Here is a 15,180-nt window from a genome sequence, read left to right as displayed (position 1 = left end):
GCTCCGGCCGGGCTCGGCGAAGGTTCAACCCGCAGTCGAAGCAGTCGCTCCGGTGGTGCTGGTGGAATCCGTTTTGGGCGGTTCCCGCCCTACTGTTACCGGAAGGAATACTGCGAGGAATGCCTTGGTATCTTCGGCATGGCACCGCTTCGTCTGGGAGCGTGACAGGATGTTCAGTCCGATGATTTGAGCCAGCGCCATTGTCGCCGTCTGGCGCGCCTGATGCTCGCGCTTGCCCAGTTCGATATAGGCATCGGAAATTAAGCTGATCCGGTCCTGATTGACGCGCCGGGTGGTTTCGGCAGCAATCTCGGAAACCCGCGCCCATTCTTGCAGCGCCCGTTCGACGGAGCCGCCCGGAACATCGTGCCGTCGGTTCAGGGCAAGGGTGTAAAAATATCGCAGCCGATCCAATGGATCGTCGAAGTCGCGTTTGCCCGCAAGTCCAATGGCCTTGGTCGCCGAGTTATACCAATATGACAGCGTCTCGCAGAGAAGCGTCTCTCTGTCCTGGAAATGCCAATAAAAGCTTCCTTTAGTTACATTCAGCTCCTTGGCTAATGATTCTATCTGAATACCGGCGACACCAACTTCACCTATTTTACTGAGCGTGTGCTTTAACCAGATGTCCTTTGACAGCCTGACCCGTTTTTTCGATCCGTTATTAGCTTCGGACATGGAATTCCCTAATTTTACGATCCAGTTCGAAAGTTTCGTTCTTCGGACCGCTTATCGCTTTAGTGGCGAAACGCGTTGACATTACATGTGCTGATAGCCGTATCTGCAGCATCAAGGCTGCTTTGACAATCCACCTAAGTATACGACGGCGGCGAGGATTGGGTCAAGGAACCTTCTATTAATCCGTCATTGATTATGCTGGCCGAACTTGCGGAACTCAGACTTCAAACGGATACGCGCATCGTGTCGCAGGAAATCAGCGAACTTCGACATATCGCGGTTACAGCCACGACGCAGGTGAAGATCAGCCGGGCTCTCAAGGGAACGTCGAGCCCCGGGTGAAATGGATATTCCATTCCCTTTCTGAATCTGCGCCGTTCATTAGCTGCCAGATGCTGAAACCGGTTAATCGACGCACCAATATCGGTACGCTCTGGTTCAAGCTCTCTCGTAAATTGGGACTGGGAATTCCTGCGACTCCCGAGACGGTAAACGGATTGCCACCAGCGGGTTTAGAGCCCGATCCGAAAGTAGTTGAGCAATACCAGGATGTTGTGATTCAGTCCGTCTTTACGAAGAGATGGAGTGAACGATGACATGGACTGGTATTGCCCGGCGTGAGCATAGCCGGGAAGGGTTACGATATCCAAGCGATATGACGGACCGGGAATGGCTACTGACAGCACCGTTTATCCCGTCCGCCAAGAGCGGGGGCCGCCCTCGCACGACCGATATGCGCGAAGTTGTGAATGCGTTGCTCTATATTGCGGCGAGCGGTTGTTCGTGGCGACTGTTGCCAAAATGCTTTGCGCCGGTGTCGACGGTGCGGCGCTATTTCTACGCCTGGCGTGATACGGGTTTGTTTGATGCGATCAACATGGTGCTGGTTATGAACCTGCGCGAAATCGAGGGTCGCGAAGCCTCGCCCAGTGGCGGTGTCATCGACAGCCAGAGCGTCAAAACCACGGAAAGTGGAGGAGTTTGCGGCTATGACGCGGGCAAGAAGGTCAAAGGCCGCAAACGGCATATCGTTACTGACACTTGTGGCTATCTGATCTTCATCCTGGTCCATGCCGCCGATATTCAGGACCGCGACGGGGCCGTCGATGTCCTCAAAGCTATCCGCTATCGCTTCCTATGGCTGCGCCATGTGTTCGCCGATGGCGGCTATGCGGGGGACAAGCTCAGGCGCGCGCTCAAATGCCGCTAGCGCACAAAAGTTGCTATCGCTGTGGCTAGCGGTTTCTCTGGTTCATGGAAACAGCTGGCGCGGACAAAGCTCGCGGCTTTGCCTTCACGTTCAAAACAACTGTTCGTGAATAGATCGCGCGAACCTACGGCTGGACGCAAATAACGAATGTCAATTGACTCTAGCTGCTGGCCGATCGAACTTTCACCGCCTGCCACACGGCCCTGGCATGCAGACATCAGCGCCGCAGCAACGGCGCCGCCATGGACAATATTTCCGCTTTCCCATCCCAAAACGGCCCGATTTCCTGCTGCAATTTGTGGAGAGTCTGGTGCGCCCGATAAACCCAAACTGGTGCTCATTGGTCCGGGCATTGCTTGAGGACTGAAATCACCGATCAAATTATAGTCGGCCGGAGCGCCCCCCGGGAAGCTCCCCAAACGAAACAGGCCTGTTGCTGTTCCGACGATATCTTTGGACGAGTTGGTTACACTGCCTGTTACAGTGGCAGATGTTTTCCCAACCATCACCGCTTCGGCGGTCAACGTCAATTCATCCCCCATCGAAGATCCTGATAAAAGTCCGATCCGCAAATCAAAAGTTGAAATTCCGATTTCAGCCGCAATCAGTCCTTTCAACGATTGGGACAATCCTTGATCGATAAAGCCCATGAGTGCCAGCGGATCAAGGTTTGGATTTCCCGGTGCTTTGGCAATCCGCCTATTGGCTTTCATTCGACTGATCGAACGCCCGCTGCTGCATTCCAGCAACTCCATGCCGAGCGTCAATTGATAGGGGGTTACAAGTCGAACCCGCATTTTCTCACCCGTCTGTCCATCTGGCTTGATTGCGCAGTCATCCATTTAACTTCCAATAAGGCATACTCAAAATTCCTTAGTTAGGCGTAAATTGCAAACAAACGACTCCGTTCGCCGGAGACGCGAAAATTGATGCCCGCAAAACCCGAACGGTGCAAGGTCATCATGATCTTGGGGAATGAGGTCCGATGATTGCTTTTACAATTCTGGCCAACATCCCCTTTGTCATTTGGTCATGTTAAACTAGCAGGGCAACGTTGAGAGGCGTAGGCAGCGTTGCGCGCGTCGCGCATTAGATATTCACCGTTGCGTCGATGCCATATGCGCGCGGTGTGTACATCGGGTGTCTGGGGAGACACTCTCTACCTGCGATTATAGCCTTTCCCGAAGCGCTTCATAGGGCGTTTGGCAAAACCAAAGACTCTTGTCTCGGCTTCGTCGCGCTCGCCTCATTCTTATTTGCGCCTCCTAAGCCGGTACAATCCTATCCCGCGGCTCCTCAGAGGCGCTCCTTAACGGCCTATCCAATCGAAAAACGCCTAAAACTACCCGATCAGGTAGTTGAATACCCCTCATATGCCTGTCTACTTGTTGCAGATAGGAATCGGACACGAAATTCGAAAAAGTCCGATCCATTTATGGACTAGGGATGCATTTGAAAGGTAGAACGGATGGTGAGCCACGCATTGAATAAGTCGCATCTAGATGGCGATGCGGCACTGAACTATGTCGACAAGAAAAAAGCACTATGGATACTCTCCGTTCTTTGGCCAGCAACGCCTCTGGTAGGCCTTTATCTCGTTTCGGAAACGGGCTGGAGCATCTGGTATGGACTGGTTCTGATCCTGTGGTATTTAATTATTCCAGCGCTTGATTTTGTATTTGGTCAGGATTACTCCAATCCGCCCGAAAGCGCGGTAGAAAAACTTGAAAAAAGTACATATTATCGCGTGCTTCTCTACCTTACGGTGCCAATACACTTCGCCGCGCTGATCGGCTGCGCATGGTGGGTTGCCACCCAGGATCTCAGCGCGCTTGAATTTATTGCGCTGGCCCTCTCGTTGGGTGTCGTCAACGGATTGGCACTCAACACCGGCCACGAACTTGGACATAAGAAATCTTCGTTCAGTCGCTGGATGGCAAAGCTTGTGCTTGCCGTTGTCGGCTACGGACACTTCTTCATCGAACATAACAAAGGGCATCACCGCGACGTAGCGACGCCGCTAGATCCCGCAACTTCGCAAATGGGCGAGAATATTTACATTTTCTCGCTGCGCGAAATTCCGGGTGCATTCAAACGCGCTTGGCATCTGGAAAAGGAACGCCTCGCCCGTTGTGGCAGTAGCCCCTGGACTCTCAAAAACGAGATTCTCCAGCCGATGGTCGTCACCGTCCTGCTTTATGGTGCGCTGATCGCCGCATTTGGCACGATCATGCTAGTCTTCCTACCGATTCAAATGGCGTATGGCTGGTGGCAGCTGACGAGCGCGAATTATATCGAGCATTACGGCCTGCTGCGCGAGAAGTTGCCGAATGGCCGGTATGAGCACCAGCAGCCGCGGCACTCGTGGAACGCGAACCATATCATGTCAAACCTGATCCTGTTTCATTTGCAGCGCCATTCGGATCACCATGCGCATCCGACGCGGTCCTATCAGTCGCTGCGTAATTTTGAGGATTTGCCGGCGCTTCCGCTCGGCTATTCAGGGATGTTTTTTCTCGCACTATTCCCAGCTGCATACCGGGCCGTGATGGACAAGCGTACCGTCGCTTGGGCCGGCGGCGATCTGAGTAAAATCCAGATACGCAAGGGCAAACGGGCATATTACGAAAGAAAGTTCGCGGACGCTGCGTAAAACTTTTCGGCGCAGGGTAGAGTCTCTTCCCACACCCACCCTGCGCCGTTCTTCCCAACCGAGTGGCGGTGCAGGTTTGTAGGGTCGAACGCTGTGAAAGCTTTGTGCCCAAGGTCACTGCGGTGTCCCACCGAGCGGTGCAATCCGCACCATGGCTCTCCAGAACAAATTACGAGGTTTATCGATGGCGAAATATCAGTGCCCTGATTGCGGTTATATTTATGACGAGGCCGATGGCGACCCTCATGAAGGTTTCGGACCTGGAACGCCGTGGAGCGAGGTGCCGGAAAGCTGGTCATGTCCCGACTGCGCTGTGCGCGACAAGATCGATTTTACTCCGATTGATGGAGGATCGCAGGCCGCCGAAGTTGGCGCAAGCACGCCCATCACCCCAGATGGTTCCACGACGACCAGCGCCGCTCCAGGGGCCCCATTTCGAAAGTGGGTCTGCATCACCTGCGGGCATATCTATGACGAGGCAACAGGCGATCAGCACGAGGGATTTGCGGTGGGAACTCGGTTCGAAGAAATACCAGACGACTGGTGCTGTCCCGATTGCGGAGCATCCAAGGGCGATTATGTCCTTGTGCGCGATTAAATGACGACAATTCAGATGAAAGCTTAATTTAATGGGAATTGCCGAAATTCTGAAACCAGCTGGATCTCCGGGCAATGCGATTAGAGAATATGACAACCTTTTAGCACAAATGAAGGCTACCCAGCTGGCGCATCGGACACAGTATAATCGAAATGCGCGGCTTGATGATCTTGAAAGGTTGCGTAAGGCTATGCTTGCGCACGAAACGCAGATCACTGAGGCCTGCGAACGTGATTTCCGCAAGCCTGCATCGGAAGTCAAGCTGACCGAAATATTCCCGGTCCTGCAAGAAATACGGCACGCGAAACGACATCTCAGGCAGTGGATGAAACCCCGTCGCGCGTCGTTGACATTGAGCATGGTCGGCACGCGGGCGCGGGTTCGCCCGGAAGCCAAGGGTGTGTGCCTCATTATCGCGCCCTGGAATTACCCGGTCAATCTTTCGCTAGCCCCTTTGGTTTCAGCGATCGCGGCCGGAAACAGCGTCGTGATCAAGCCCTCAGAACTGACACCGCACACGTCGGGCGTAATCGCCGACATCGTGCGCGAGGTCTTTTCACCATTGCATGTAGCTGTCGTCCAGGGCGGAATTGAAACCTCCCAGAGCCTTTTAGAGCAGCCGTTCGATCATATCTTCTTCACCGGTAGTCCGGCAGTTGGCAAGGTTGTGATGGCAGCAGCAGCGCGCAATCTTTCTTCGGTAACGCTTGAATTGGGTGGGAAGTCGCCGACCATTGTCGGCCCCGGGGCGAATATGCGCAAGGCGGTACAGAGTATCGTTTGGGGTAAATTCGCAAACAACGGGCAGACCTGCATCGCGCCCGACCATGTTTATGTTCATAGCAGTATTGCCCAAGAATTCGAGCACGCTGTCATCACAGAAATCTGCAGGGTCTACGGGAACGACAATCGTAATCTGAAGGCTAACCCCGACTATTGCCGGATCGTCAACGCCCGCCATTTCAAGCGGCTGCACGCCCTCGTAAAGGATGCACGCACGAAGGGCGGGGAGATCGCTTTCGGCGGCGAATTCGACTCGAGTGAAAACTACATTTCACCGACCGTGTTGAGAGGCATGAACCCTGACATGGACATCGCCGAAAAGGAATTGTTTGGACCCCTGCTCCCGCTCATTCCGTTCGATAATCTGGATGACGTCATTGCAAGGATCAATTCGCAGCCGAAACCTCTGGCACTCTATATCTTCGAGAAGGACCGGGGATTAATCGACCGCGTGATCGCGAACACCTCGACTGGCGGGATTGGAATCAATGTCACGGTCGCCCAATTTCTCCATCCAAACCTCCCTTTCGGCGGAGTGAACAATTCCGGGATAGGGGCCGCGCACGGCGAGTATGGCTTTCGTTCATTCTCACATGAGCGGGCCATCCTGGAAGATCGGTTTTCAATCCTTTCTTGGCTCTATCCTCCCTACACGCCGCGCGTACGCCGTTTGATCGACCTCGTAGTCCGGGTGCTGGGCTGATGCGTACATTCTGCAAGGAACAAGCGAACCATGTATGACTACATAATAATCGGGGCCGGTTCGGCCGGTTGCGTCCTCGCCAACCGATTGTCCGCCGATGGCAAGAAACGGGTGGCTCTGCTAGAGGCTGGCCCAAGGGACAAAAGCCCGCTGATCCACATGCCGATTGGAATCGCGCTTCTCGCCAACAACAAAAAACTCAACTGGGCTTTCGAAACCGAGCCGCAGGATCATCTTAATAAGCGGCGCTTGTTCTGGCCCAGAGGAAAGACACTTGGTGGCTCGTCCTCGATCAATGCGATGATCTATATTCGCGGTCATCCAGACGATTATCAATATTGGCAGGAAGCGGCAGGATCGGCTTTGTGGGGGTGGGACCGTGCGAGCGAACTTTTCCGGCGCATGGAGGACAACGAACGTCACCCGGCTGGAGGTTTTCACGGACAGGGCGGTGAATTGAGCGTCGGCGATTTGCGCACGGTAAACCCGCTCAGCGATGATTTCGTCGAAGCGGGGCGGGAACTCCAGTTCCCGGTCAATCCGGATTTCAACGCGGACAGCCAAGAAGGCCTCGGATATTACCAAGTGACACAGCGCAACGGTCGGCGATGGAGTTCAGCGCAGGCCTTTTTGCGCCAGGTCGAGGAGCGGGCGAACTTGGACATTATTACCGATGCGCGCGCCGAGCGCGTGTTGATGAATGGCAAATCGACCGTTGGCGTCGCTTACCGCCAGGCGCGCGAGTCGAAAAAGTTGAAGCTCAAACCGGGTGGTGAAGTCCTACTGTCTGGTGGCACCGTGAATTCTCCACAATTGCTGATGCTGTCGGGGATCGGGGATAGTGCTGTGTTGCGCCATAATGGCATTCCGATCGTACACGATTTACCCGAGGTCGGTCAGAACATGGCTGATCACCTCGACGTCACCATCATGAACGCAGCAAATTCGCGCAAGCCGATCGGGGTGGCAGCCAGCTTCATACCAAGAGCCCTCGGGGGGCTGTGGTCGTATATTTTTTCACGGCGGGGCTTTCTTACCAGCAACGTTGCGGAAGCAGGTGGTTTTGTCCAGTCTTCGCCTGACCGAGATCGGCCTAATGTTCAGTTCCACTTTCTGCCTACTTATCTCAAAGATCACGGGCGAAAAGTTGCCTTCGGATATGGTTACACGCTTCATATCTGCGATCTGCTGCCGAAAAGCCGCGGTTACATTTCCTTGAAATCATCTGATCCAATGGCCGACCCGCTGATCCAGCCTGGATACCTAGCCGATCCTGATGATCTCAAGACAATAATCGCGGCATTCAAGATCGGTCGGCGCATTCTGGATGCGCCGGCGATGGCCGCTCATAGTGCTGCTGAGGTGCATCCCGGGCCGTCGGTCCAGACAGACGATGAAATTGCCGCGTTTATCCGCGACACTGCCGAAACAATTTACCATCCCACGGGCACCTGCCGAATGGGTGCGGATGCGGAGTCCGTAGTCGACGCCTCGCTTCGTGTCCGGGGTATCTCAGGCCTCCGGGTCGTGGACGCCTCGATCATGCCCAGCCTCGTGGCCGGTAATACCAATGCGCCGACCATGATGATTGCAGAGAACGCCGCCGACATGATTTTGGGCAAGGTCGGTACGTTGGACGCAAATGCTGCCTGAGGCCGCTCGGTCTCAAGAAAACTCCGGCGGTGCCCGGAGAAATTAGTGAAGCTGGGCCTGGCCCGGACAAGATAACTGTATCTGGGAGAGAAGAAATGAATCCATTCAATGTAAAATTCCCGACATCCTGTTGTGTTCTGGGTCTGGCTCTCATGTGGGGGAGTGCGGCTTCAGCCCAAGATGGCGGCATGTATAAACGCGGGGATTTCGTAGTCGCTGTTTCCGCGTCAGAGGTTTTGACCAGTGAGCAGTTGGACGAGGTTTCGGTTGGCGGGGGTGACCTGCCGGGAGCAGGCGTCACCATCAATAATGACGAAACGGTCACTTTCGACCTATCCTATTTTCTGTCTGACCGGATTGCGGTGAATCTGTTCGGCGGTATCCCTGCTAGCGCGAGGCTGCAAGGAACCGGCTCTATCGGAGGTCTTGCGCTCGGCTCGACTGATTATGGACCTGCGGTGTTGTCGCTTCAATATCATCAGCCGATCGGGAGTAACGTCTCTCTTTATGCAGGGGGAGGCGTAGCGCGCCTGCTATTCCTAAACGAGAAAGACGGCGCAATTGCCGAATTCGATGTGCGCGACACTTGGGCTCCCGCGCTGCAGGTCGGAACGCGTGTAGCTCTGAATTCGAGCCTATTGCTCAACCTCGATACCCGCTATATTCCTTTCAATGGAAATATCAGCGGTAATCTTGGCCCCGCGCGAGTCAAGGCCAAGGTCGGCGTGGACCCAATTGTCGTCAATATTGGCCTTGCCTATCGCTTCTGACGACACTCCTGATCCGCATTCCCGGTACGGCAAATTCAATTGCCGGGACAGATAAGCAGCGGTCGGTGCCGCCGAAGTTAAGAGGAATCATTATGATGACAGCGGGTGGGGTCGACGGGAAAACGCCGCTCGGGCAAGAAGGGCTCGACCCCACCTTGCAGTTATACAACAGACGCATGGCCCAGCGCAGGCACGTTTTTGCTCAGTCTGCCATCCGGCGCGAGCGCCTCTCGCATGAGGCCCATCAAGGTGCGAAGGCGCTCGTCTACTGCGCACCCAGCGGCTTTGGGAAATCGACGCAGTTGGCGATCATGGCAGAAGATGCAGGTTCCGGGAACGCAGCTTACCTTAGCCTCGCTGAGTTCGAAACTGCGGAGGGCAGCGATGGTTCGTGTGTAGAACGTGTGATGCAGGCCATCCTCGATCAGTTGTCGGGACCGGATGCGCCGCAAACAAAGGGCGTGCACGAGGGAGAGGCTGTACTGTTCGCCCGGCTTTGGAAAACCGAGCAGCCAATCTTGTTGTGTTTCGACGAATTTATACCGGCTTTTGCTGACTTGGCGGAGCGGATTATCTGCGAGACGCCTTCCAGCGTCAAACTTGCCTTCGCCCCCATTGGCGTGGAGTTTTTGTCACGGCTCGCTCTTTTGCCCGGGGTCGTAAGAATGCGGTCGGAAAGCTTAGCATTCAACGAAGCCGAGATAGATGAACTTGCCCTTCTATCGGGGGCGCCATGGTCCACTGAACGCGCTTTGGAACTGACTGGCGGCTGGCCCGCATTGCTGCGTTTCGCTGTCGACCGAGCCGAGCCATTATCTTCGCCCATACAGTGGCCAGAAGTGCAGAACTTCTTGCATAACGACGTGTTTGCCAAATTGACCGTCGAAGAACGGGAAGTTCTGCGTAACGCCTCAATCTTGCAAACGGTTACACCGGAAAGCTATCGCTATGTTTTTAAAGCGAATTCGGACCTAGAACATTGGCTCAAGCGCCTGAGCGCTGTCCATGGTGTGCTGGTTGCAGGGCTGGCGAATGATGGGGAGAAGTTAGTAATGCTCCCGGTGCTCCGCGATTTTCTGCGCGAGGAGTTGCGCGTACTCATGCCAGACCGAATTTCCTATTTGTTGAAGCGCATCGCCTACTGGCATTGGCGACAAGGCGAATACCGCGAGACGATAACTGCTGCTTTGGATGCCCACGACCATCGCTGGGCGCACCGGGTAAGCGCAGGCGTGCTTATCGATATTGCATTACGACAGGGAGAAATTGCGGGTCTACGAGAATGGTTCGCTTCGGTTCCTCGTGACCAGTTGAATCGCCTGCCAGCCTTGGCATTCGGCTATGCCTGGACGATGTATTTCAGCCAGCAGGCGCAGGTGTCAGACGAAGTGCTCGAAGGCATGGCCGCAACTGAATACGCCGGCCAGAACCTCTACGGCCAACCCAGGGGTTGGCCCGAACTCGTATTCGCTATTGGCAAGGCGACACATGATGAATTGGATGAAAGCACCAGACTATGCCACCAATGGATCGATAGTTTTGGAGAGGATAACGAGGTTGGCGCAGGCGCGGCTTATACCTGCTTAGCATTTATCGCTGCGAGCGAGCGGCAATTCGAAGATCTGTCGAAGCTTTCTCGGAAGGCTTTCTCAATCAATCGATACGCGCGTCAGCGTTACGCTTCGGGTTGGCTTTCGGCCACCAACGTGCTCGCGGCGATGCGGAGCGGCGAGATGCTACGGGCTCGTACACTCGTAAAACAATCGCGCGAGAGCTCTGATATCGCTGTTGAACGTTCGCCTTTCGCGTCAAATCTCCTGCAGGCGTTCGAATATCAACTTTGCGAGGAGATCAAAGAAGGTGTCATGCCAGAGGGGCTCGAACACGACGCCATTAATTTCGCAATGGAATATGGGGTGGTGGATGTGCTCGCCGGAGTGACCCAGGCTGCGGCAAGGCGGATGGCGTTGAAGGGACTAACAACTGAGGCATTTGCCCTGATGGAAAAGGTCCGCGCCACGGCTCACCGCCGCCAATTGCCCCGCTTACGTTATCTGGCGGAAATCAATCTCGCCGAATTTCACTTGCTGGAGGACGGAGCGGACGCAGACGTTAATCTGCCCAAGCCCAACGCTGCGATCCTTTCGGCCAACCAGCTCCAGGCGTTGGATGCGCGCCTCGCCCGTGTGCGAGCGCTCATCGAGATCGGCAAGTCGCGTTTCGGGCTTGCTGAACAGCACGCCCGTCTCGCGTTGCGCGAGGCGGGCACAATGGGCGACTTGCGTGCGGCGGCCGCCGCCCAATATTGTCTCGCTACGGCGCTTGTCCTGCTGGGTTCGACTAGGGACGCGGAACGTGCTTTTCGCGAAGCGGAAGAACTCGTAGCACTGAATGGCTGCCGCACGACACGTGAGTGGATGATGGCACTGCTCCTTCGCATCGTGCCAGAAACGATACAGTTCTTCGATACAATCGGGCGTAAGGGCGAAGCGCTTCATTCGATGGAGCCGAGCGTCGGCTCCTCAGATAAGGGCCTCGTGCCGGTTCTGGCAGGGCGGCTTACCCGCAAGCAATATCTTGTCCTCCAATATATTGCCCGGGGCATGACGAACAAGGAAATCGCAGCACAACTCTCGATCAGCGAAAGCGGCGCGAAATGGCATGTCAAGCGGCTGTTCGAACGCTTCGGTGTCTCTAAGCGGAGTCAGTTGGTCGCCACCGCGCAGGCAAAAAACTTACTATAGGTACAAGGAAAATACTTCATGCAATCAATTAAGAGAATTGTAATCATTGGGAGCGGGACTGCTGGGATCAATCTAGCGCTAAATCTGCGCCAGAACGGTTTCGCAGGGAATGTCACGGTATTTGGTACCGAGCATCACGATCCCTATCAACGTCCGCCGCTTTCGAAGAACTGGTTGCTATCCGATAACGATCCCAGCCCCATTCCGTTGCGTCCAGCGAGCGCTCTTGAGGAAAATGAAATCGTGCTCAGGCTGGGCCAGGAGGTTGCCCTGATCGACCGCAAACGTGCTGTGATTGTGACCGAAACTGGCGAGGAAATTCCTTATGATAGGTTAGTATTCGCCACGGGTGCCGCGCCGCGTCGGCTCGACGTGCCGGGGGCGGATCTGAAAGGTGTTTTCTATTTGCGCAGCCTGGATGATGCTGCGGCGCTGCGGCGCGCGATGCGCGATAATTTGTCGGCCGAAGCGGTCGTTGTAGGCGCTGGGGTGATTGGCCTTGAAGTCGCCTCGGCATTTACCACCCTTAATAGACCCGTGACGGTGGTCGAGGCGGGTGCACGCGTCCTTGCTCGGGTCGCATCGGTTTCGGTCGCGGCGCAAGTGACGCAACGACTGGAAAAGGCGGGCATACACTTCCTGTTTGAAAAGGCGGTCGCCCGGATCGAAGGCGAGTCCGGTTCGGTAAAAGCTTTGGAGCTAGCCGATGGAACTCGATTGCCCGCCCAGCTGGTTATCATTGGAATTGGAGCGGTGCCACAGGAAAGCCTTGCACTCAAGGCTGGACTTACGTGCGATGACGGTATACTGGTGGATGAGGAAATGCGCACGTCGGATGAGCACATTTATGCAATTGGTGATTGCGCGCGGGGGCCGAATGAATTCGCGCGAGGCAAAGTCCGGATCGAGACGATCCATAACGCTATGCATCAGGCGAAATTGGCGGCCGCCAGCCTGTGTGATAAACCCGCTCCCGCTCCGGCCGTGCCGCGTTTTTGGTCCGACCTTGCTGGCATGAAGCTTCAGGGTCTCGGCATTCGCTCCGATTCGGAAGTGATCGAGGAGCAACATGGGGAGAGCGAGGATGCCGGCGAATATCATCATTTCGAGAACGGCCAACTCGTCGCGACCGAAACAATCAATCTCCCAATGCGGCAGAACGAGTTCGCCTCGCTTATCGTATCCCGAGCTCGTACTGACACCGAATAGTCTGTGAGTTGTTCCCCGTCAGCACTTATGTCACCAAATTGATGTTGTGATTTAAGGAGTGTTTTGGTTTCATCGTAGTGACGAAGGAACGAAGCTCACGGCAAATCAAACTTCATTTCGAACGATGTTGGATGATCATCTGAAAGAACGAGCAACAAAAATGTTGGGGCAAGATAAAATGTCGAAAGAGGCCATATCGGAAGCATTGGGCTATACCGACCGGACCAGTTTTAGCCGTGCGTGCAGACGGTGGTTCGACATTTGAGGGCCACCTCGAAAACCAGGCCCTTCCCTTGGGGATTAAAATCCGGTTCAAGGATGCTGAGGCAGCGAGGGAACTTGGATCATGGGCCAGCTGGGATTTTTTGATTTGCAGCAGCGGCATTAAGGTCTGGACGCAAAGTCTGATCCTTTGGTGGCGATATTGGCAGCGGTGCCGTTTGAGCTGTTCCGCGTGAAGCTGAAGGCGGCGCTGGTGAAAAGCGGTCTACCCAAAACGGCGGATGATCGCAAGAATGCGGCGGGCCGCAAGCCTTGGGATGAAGTGCTGATCTTCAAGGCCTTGGTGTTGCAGGCGCTCTACAATTTGTCGGACGATGCGATGGAATATCAGCTGCGGGACCGGCTCTCCTTCATACGGTTTGTTGGCCTTGGCCTTGAGGACGCGGTGCCCAATGCCAAGACGCTATGGCTGTACCGCAAGGCGCTGGTCAAAGCGGGAGCGATTGAAGGCCTGTTCCATCAGTTTGACAGCACGCGTCACTGCTGTGAATGGCAGCGTGCTCAAAACATGTTATAGCAACTGTATCGTTCACGCTGTTTGCTCCATCCCGTTTATTTGTGAGCGACACAACGCGTTTAGTATCCGACGGAAAAAAATTTGTGGAATTCCGAAAGCTCTAGCTTGTAGCGTCGAGCGATGTCTTTGAGGTGATCCATCCGTTAATATCGCTTTCTAGCCACCTGACGCTGTAACCGCCTATTGAATGAGGCCTAGGAAATTTCCCATCGTCCATCCAGCGATAGATGGTTGATCGTCCTAGTCCGACACGGTGCTGGACTTCTTTCAGACGGAGCAAACGTGCCGCAGGCGGATCTGGCAGTTTATTTGGCTCAATATCAAGCATATCCGCCTCCATGTGCGCGATCGAAGCCATCGCCCAGAAGCGTATCCTTCCGGGCGAGGTCGTCCATGTGCTCAGCGAGCAGTCGCGCGACGCGTTGAGCAGTCCCCTTCGCCCAATGCGGTTTGACACCGTGGAGGTGATCACCAAGCTGGGTTTCTAGGACATCTGGCAAATGGCGAACCAGTTCTTCAAAAAACAAGGCTAGGTCCGTTTGCATCCAGCGTGATGCCTTGTCCTGATCTGAAGCCAGATAAAGAAGCAAATGGGCATGCGGCGATGCGCCGCTACCATATAATATACGCAAGGCTTCACTTACGGTAGCTTCGCGCTTGCCTGCCAGAATACGGCGCATCGTGCCCCGGTCTATTTGAGCCTCGCTAGCAATGCGCACTTGAGAACGGCCTGATGTCGATGCTGCCTGATTGAGCAGCTTAGATACACCGGCCTTAATATGCGCTTCGGAAATTCCATTGGTTTCGGTCATGTTATTCATCCTGTCTTTAAGAGAACGAATCACCTTATATCTTGAAGGCGCACCTGTAGGAAAACAAAAAGAACATAAATAGAACAAATAGGAAATTACGAATCAACTGATCCGGGTTTCCTGTTCTGTTAAAAACAGCTTCTGTTTAAATGAGAACAACTGCTGTGCTGGCCTGAACAGTTCCGGGCAGATTAGCGCAATCGCTGTTCGGCTATGCCCATTTTCCTTCCAAATTGTCGCTTTTAGCTTGGGATACATCCAATTTGGCATTTCCTGTTTTCCTACAGGCGGGTCACTGACGCACATAGAACATACAGCGAACATATGCTGTTTCATGTTTCTCAAGCGAAAGTGATTTTCCATGATCAATACTACCCAAACAAACCGCCGCGCATCCGATTACCTCATTCCAGCAGCTATAGCGCTTCTCTGTGCAACGGCTGCCTGTTCCCCGTCAGCACCTGTGGCACAAATTTGATGTTGTAAGTTAAGGAGGATTTGGGTCTCGTCGTAGTGACGAAGGAACGAAGATGAGACCCAAATCCTCAAAACCCAAAGCGAGTGCTGA

11 protein-coding genes and 2 pseudogenes are annotated in these 15,180 nt (G+C 54.5%); 9 read left to right on the top strand and 4 right to left on the bottom strand.

Going from position 1 to position 15,180, the window contains the following annotated elements; all coding sequences use genetic code 11:
- Nucleotides 1-24 precede the first annotated feature (24 nt).
- The gene (locus tag HUO14_RS04790) at nucleotides 25-678 is read right to left on the bottom strand and encodes a TetR/AcrR family transcriptional regulator (protein WP_176278794.1); all 654 of its coding nucleotides are present in this window, start codon (nucleotides 676-678) and stop codon (nucleotides 25-27) included.
- A gap of 592 nt (nucleotides 679-1,270) precedes the next feature.
- Between HUO14_RS04790 and HUO14_RS04785 the strand changes: the two are divergent.
- Nucleotides 1,271-1,876 (top strand): annotated as a pseudogene (locus HUO14_RS04785) (IS5 family transposase); the annotation flags it as partial.
- Nucleotides 1,877-1,884: 8 nt separating this feature from the next.
- Here the strand turns inward: HUO14_RS04785 and HUO14_RS04780 are convergent.
- On the bottom strand, nucleotides 1,885-2,730 hold the full coding sequence (locus tag HUO14_RS04780; protein WP_100092257.1) for an acyl-CoA thioesterase domain-containing protein: 846 nt from the start codon (nucleotides 2,728-2,730) through the stop codon (nucleotides 1,885-1,887).
- A gap of 626 nt (nucleotides 2,731-3,356) precedes the next feature.
- Here HUO14_RS04780 and HUO14_RS04775 point away from each other — a divergent pair.
- The 8 genes and pseudogenes from HUO14_RS04775 to HUO14_RS04740 form a co-directional block, all read left to right on the top strand.
- Nucleotides 3,357-4,541, top strand: a complete 1,185-nt coding sequence (locus HUO14_RS04775) for an alkane 1-monooxygenase (protein WP_176278793.1) — start codon at nucleotides 3,357-3,359, stop codon at nucleotides 4,539-4,541.
- A gap of 184 nt (nucleotides 4,542-4,725) precedes the next feature.
- On the top strand, nucleotides 4,726-5,139 hold the full coding sequence (locus HUO14_RS16530; protein WP_100092259.1) for a rubredoxin: 414 nt from the start codon (nucleotides 4,726-4,728) through the stop codon (nucleotides 5,137-5,139).
- Between the two features lie 31 nt (nucleotides 5,140-5,170).
- Nucleotides 5,171-6,625, top strand: a complete 1,455-nt coding sequence (locus tag HUO14_RS04765; protein WP_100092260.1) for an aldehyde dehydrogenase family protein — start codon at nucleotides 5,171-5,173, stop codon at nucleotides 6,623-6,625.
- A gap of 30 nt (nucleotides 6,626-6,655) precedes the next feature.
- Nucleotides 6,656-8,278, top strand: a complete 1,623-nt coding sequence (locus HUO14_RS04760) for a GMC family oxidoreductase (protein ID WP_100092261.1) — start codon at nucleotides 6,656-6,658, stop codon at nucleotides 8,276-8,278.
- 95 nt (nucleotides 8,279-8,373) lie between these two features.
- A complete protein-coding gene (locus tag HUO14_RS04755) occupies nucleotides 8,374-9,048 on the top strand; it encodes an OmpW/AlkL family protein (protein WP_100092262.1) in 675 nt (224 codons plus the stop codon).
- Between the two features lie 92 nt (nucleotides 9,049-9,140).
- A complete protein-coding gene (locus tag HUO14_RS04750) occupies nucleotides 9,141-11,792 on the top strand; it encodes a helix-turn-helix transcriptional regulator (protein ID WP_176278792.1) in 2,652 nt (883 codons plus the stop codon).
- 18 nt (nucleotides 11,793-11,810) lie between these two features.
- On the top strand, nucleotides 11,811-13,001 hold the full coding sequence (locus HUO14_RS04745; RefSeq protein ID WP_206169921.1) for an NAD(P)/FAD-dependent oxidoreductase: 1,191 nt from the start codon (nucleotides 11,811-11,813) through the stop codon (nucleotides 12,999-13,001).
- A 391-nt stretch (nucleotides 13,002-13,392) separates the two neighbouring features.
- A pseudogene (locus tag HUO14_RS04740) lies at nucleotides 13,393-13,752 on the top strand (transposase); the annotation flags it as partial.
- A gap of 148 nt (nucleotides 13,753-13,900) precedes the next feature.
- Here the strand turns inward: HUO14_RS04740 and HUO14_RS04735 are convergent.
- Both HUO14_RS04735 and HUO14_RS04730 read right to left on the bottom strand, forming a co-directional pair.
- Entirely contained in the window at nucleotides 13,901-14,128 is a 228-nt protein-coding gene (locus HUO14_RS04735) for a helix-turn-helix transcriptional regulator (RefSeq protein ID WP_089134615.1), read from the bottom strand.
- Entirely contained in the window at nucleotides 14,121-14,612 is a 492-nt protein-coding gene (locus HUO14_RS04730; protein ID WP_100092264.1) for a hypothetical protein, read from the bottom strand. Before HUO14_RS04730 ends, HUO14_RS04735 begins: the two co-directional genes overlap by 8 nt.
- Nucleotides 14,613-15,180: the final 568 nt, after the last annotated feature.

Source organism: Parasphingorhabdus flavimaris, from assembly GCF_013371215.1.
In the GTDB taxonomy this organism is placed as follows: domain Bacteria; phylum Pseudomonadota; class Alphaproteobacteria; order Sphingomonadales; family Sphingomonadaceae; genus Parasphingorhabdus; species Parasphingorhabdus flavimaris.
The sequence above is the reverse complement of the archived record's forward strand: the minus strand, read 5'-3'. Positions and strand labels throughout refer to the sequence as shown.

What these genes read in the sequence shown, in the direction of transcription:
- HUO14_RS04790 (WP_176278794.1), bottom strand. Translation starts at nt 678, where the DNA reads ATGTCCGAAGCTAATAACGGATCGAAAAAACGGGTCAGGCTGTCAAAG.
- HUO14_RS04780 (WP_100092257.1), bottom strand. Translation starts at nt 2,730, where the DNA reads ATGGATGACTGCGCAATCAAGCCAGATGGACAGACGGGTGAGAAAATG.
- HUO14_RS04775 (WP_176278793.1), top strand. Translation starts at nt 3,357, where the DNA reads ATGGTGAGCCACGCATTGAATAAGTCGCATCTAGATGGCGATGCGGCA.
- HUO14_RS16530 (WP_100092259.1), top strand. Translation starts at nt 4,726, where the DNA reads ATGGCGAAATATCAGTGCCCTGATTGCGGTTATATTTATGACGAGGCC.
- HUO14_RS04765 (WP_100092260.1), top strand. Translation starts at nt 5,171, where the DNA reads ATGGGAATTGCCGAAATTCTGAAACCAGCTGGATCTCCGGGCAATGCG.
- HUO14_RS04760 (WP_100092261.1), top strand. Translation starts at nt 6,656, where the DNA reads ATGTATGACTACATAATAATCGGGGCCGGTTCGGCCGGTTGCGTCCTC.
- HUO14_RS04755 (WP_100092262.1), top strand. Translation starts at nt 8,374, where the DNA reads ATGAATCCATTCAATGTAAAATTCCCGACATCCTGTTGTGTTCTGGGT.
- HUO14_RS04750 (WP_176278792.1), top strand. Translation starts at nt 9,141, where the DNA reads ATGATGACAGCGGGTGGGGTCGACGGGAAAACGCCGCTCGGGCAAGAA.
- HUO14_RS04745 (WP_206169921.1), top strand. Translation starts at nt 11,811, where the DNA reads ATGCAATCAATTAAGAGAATTGTAATCATTGGGAGCGGGACTGCTGGG.
- HUO14_RS04735 (WP_089134615.1), bottom strand. Translation starts at nt 14,128, where the DNA reads ATGCTTGATATTGAGCCAAATAAACTGCCAGATCCGCCTGCGGCACGT.
- HUO14_RS04730 (WP_100092264.1), bottom strand. Translation starts at nt 14,612, where the DNA reads ATGACCGAAACCAATGGAATTTCCGAAGCGCATATTAAGGCCGGTGTA.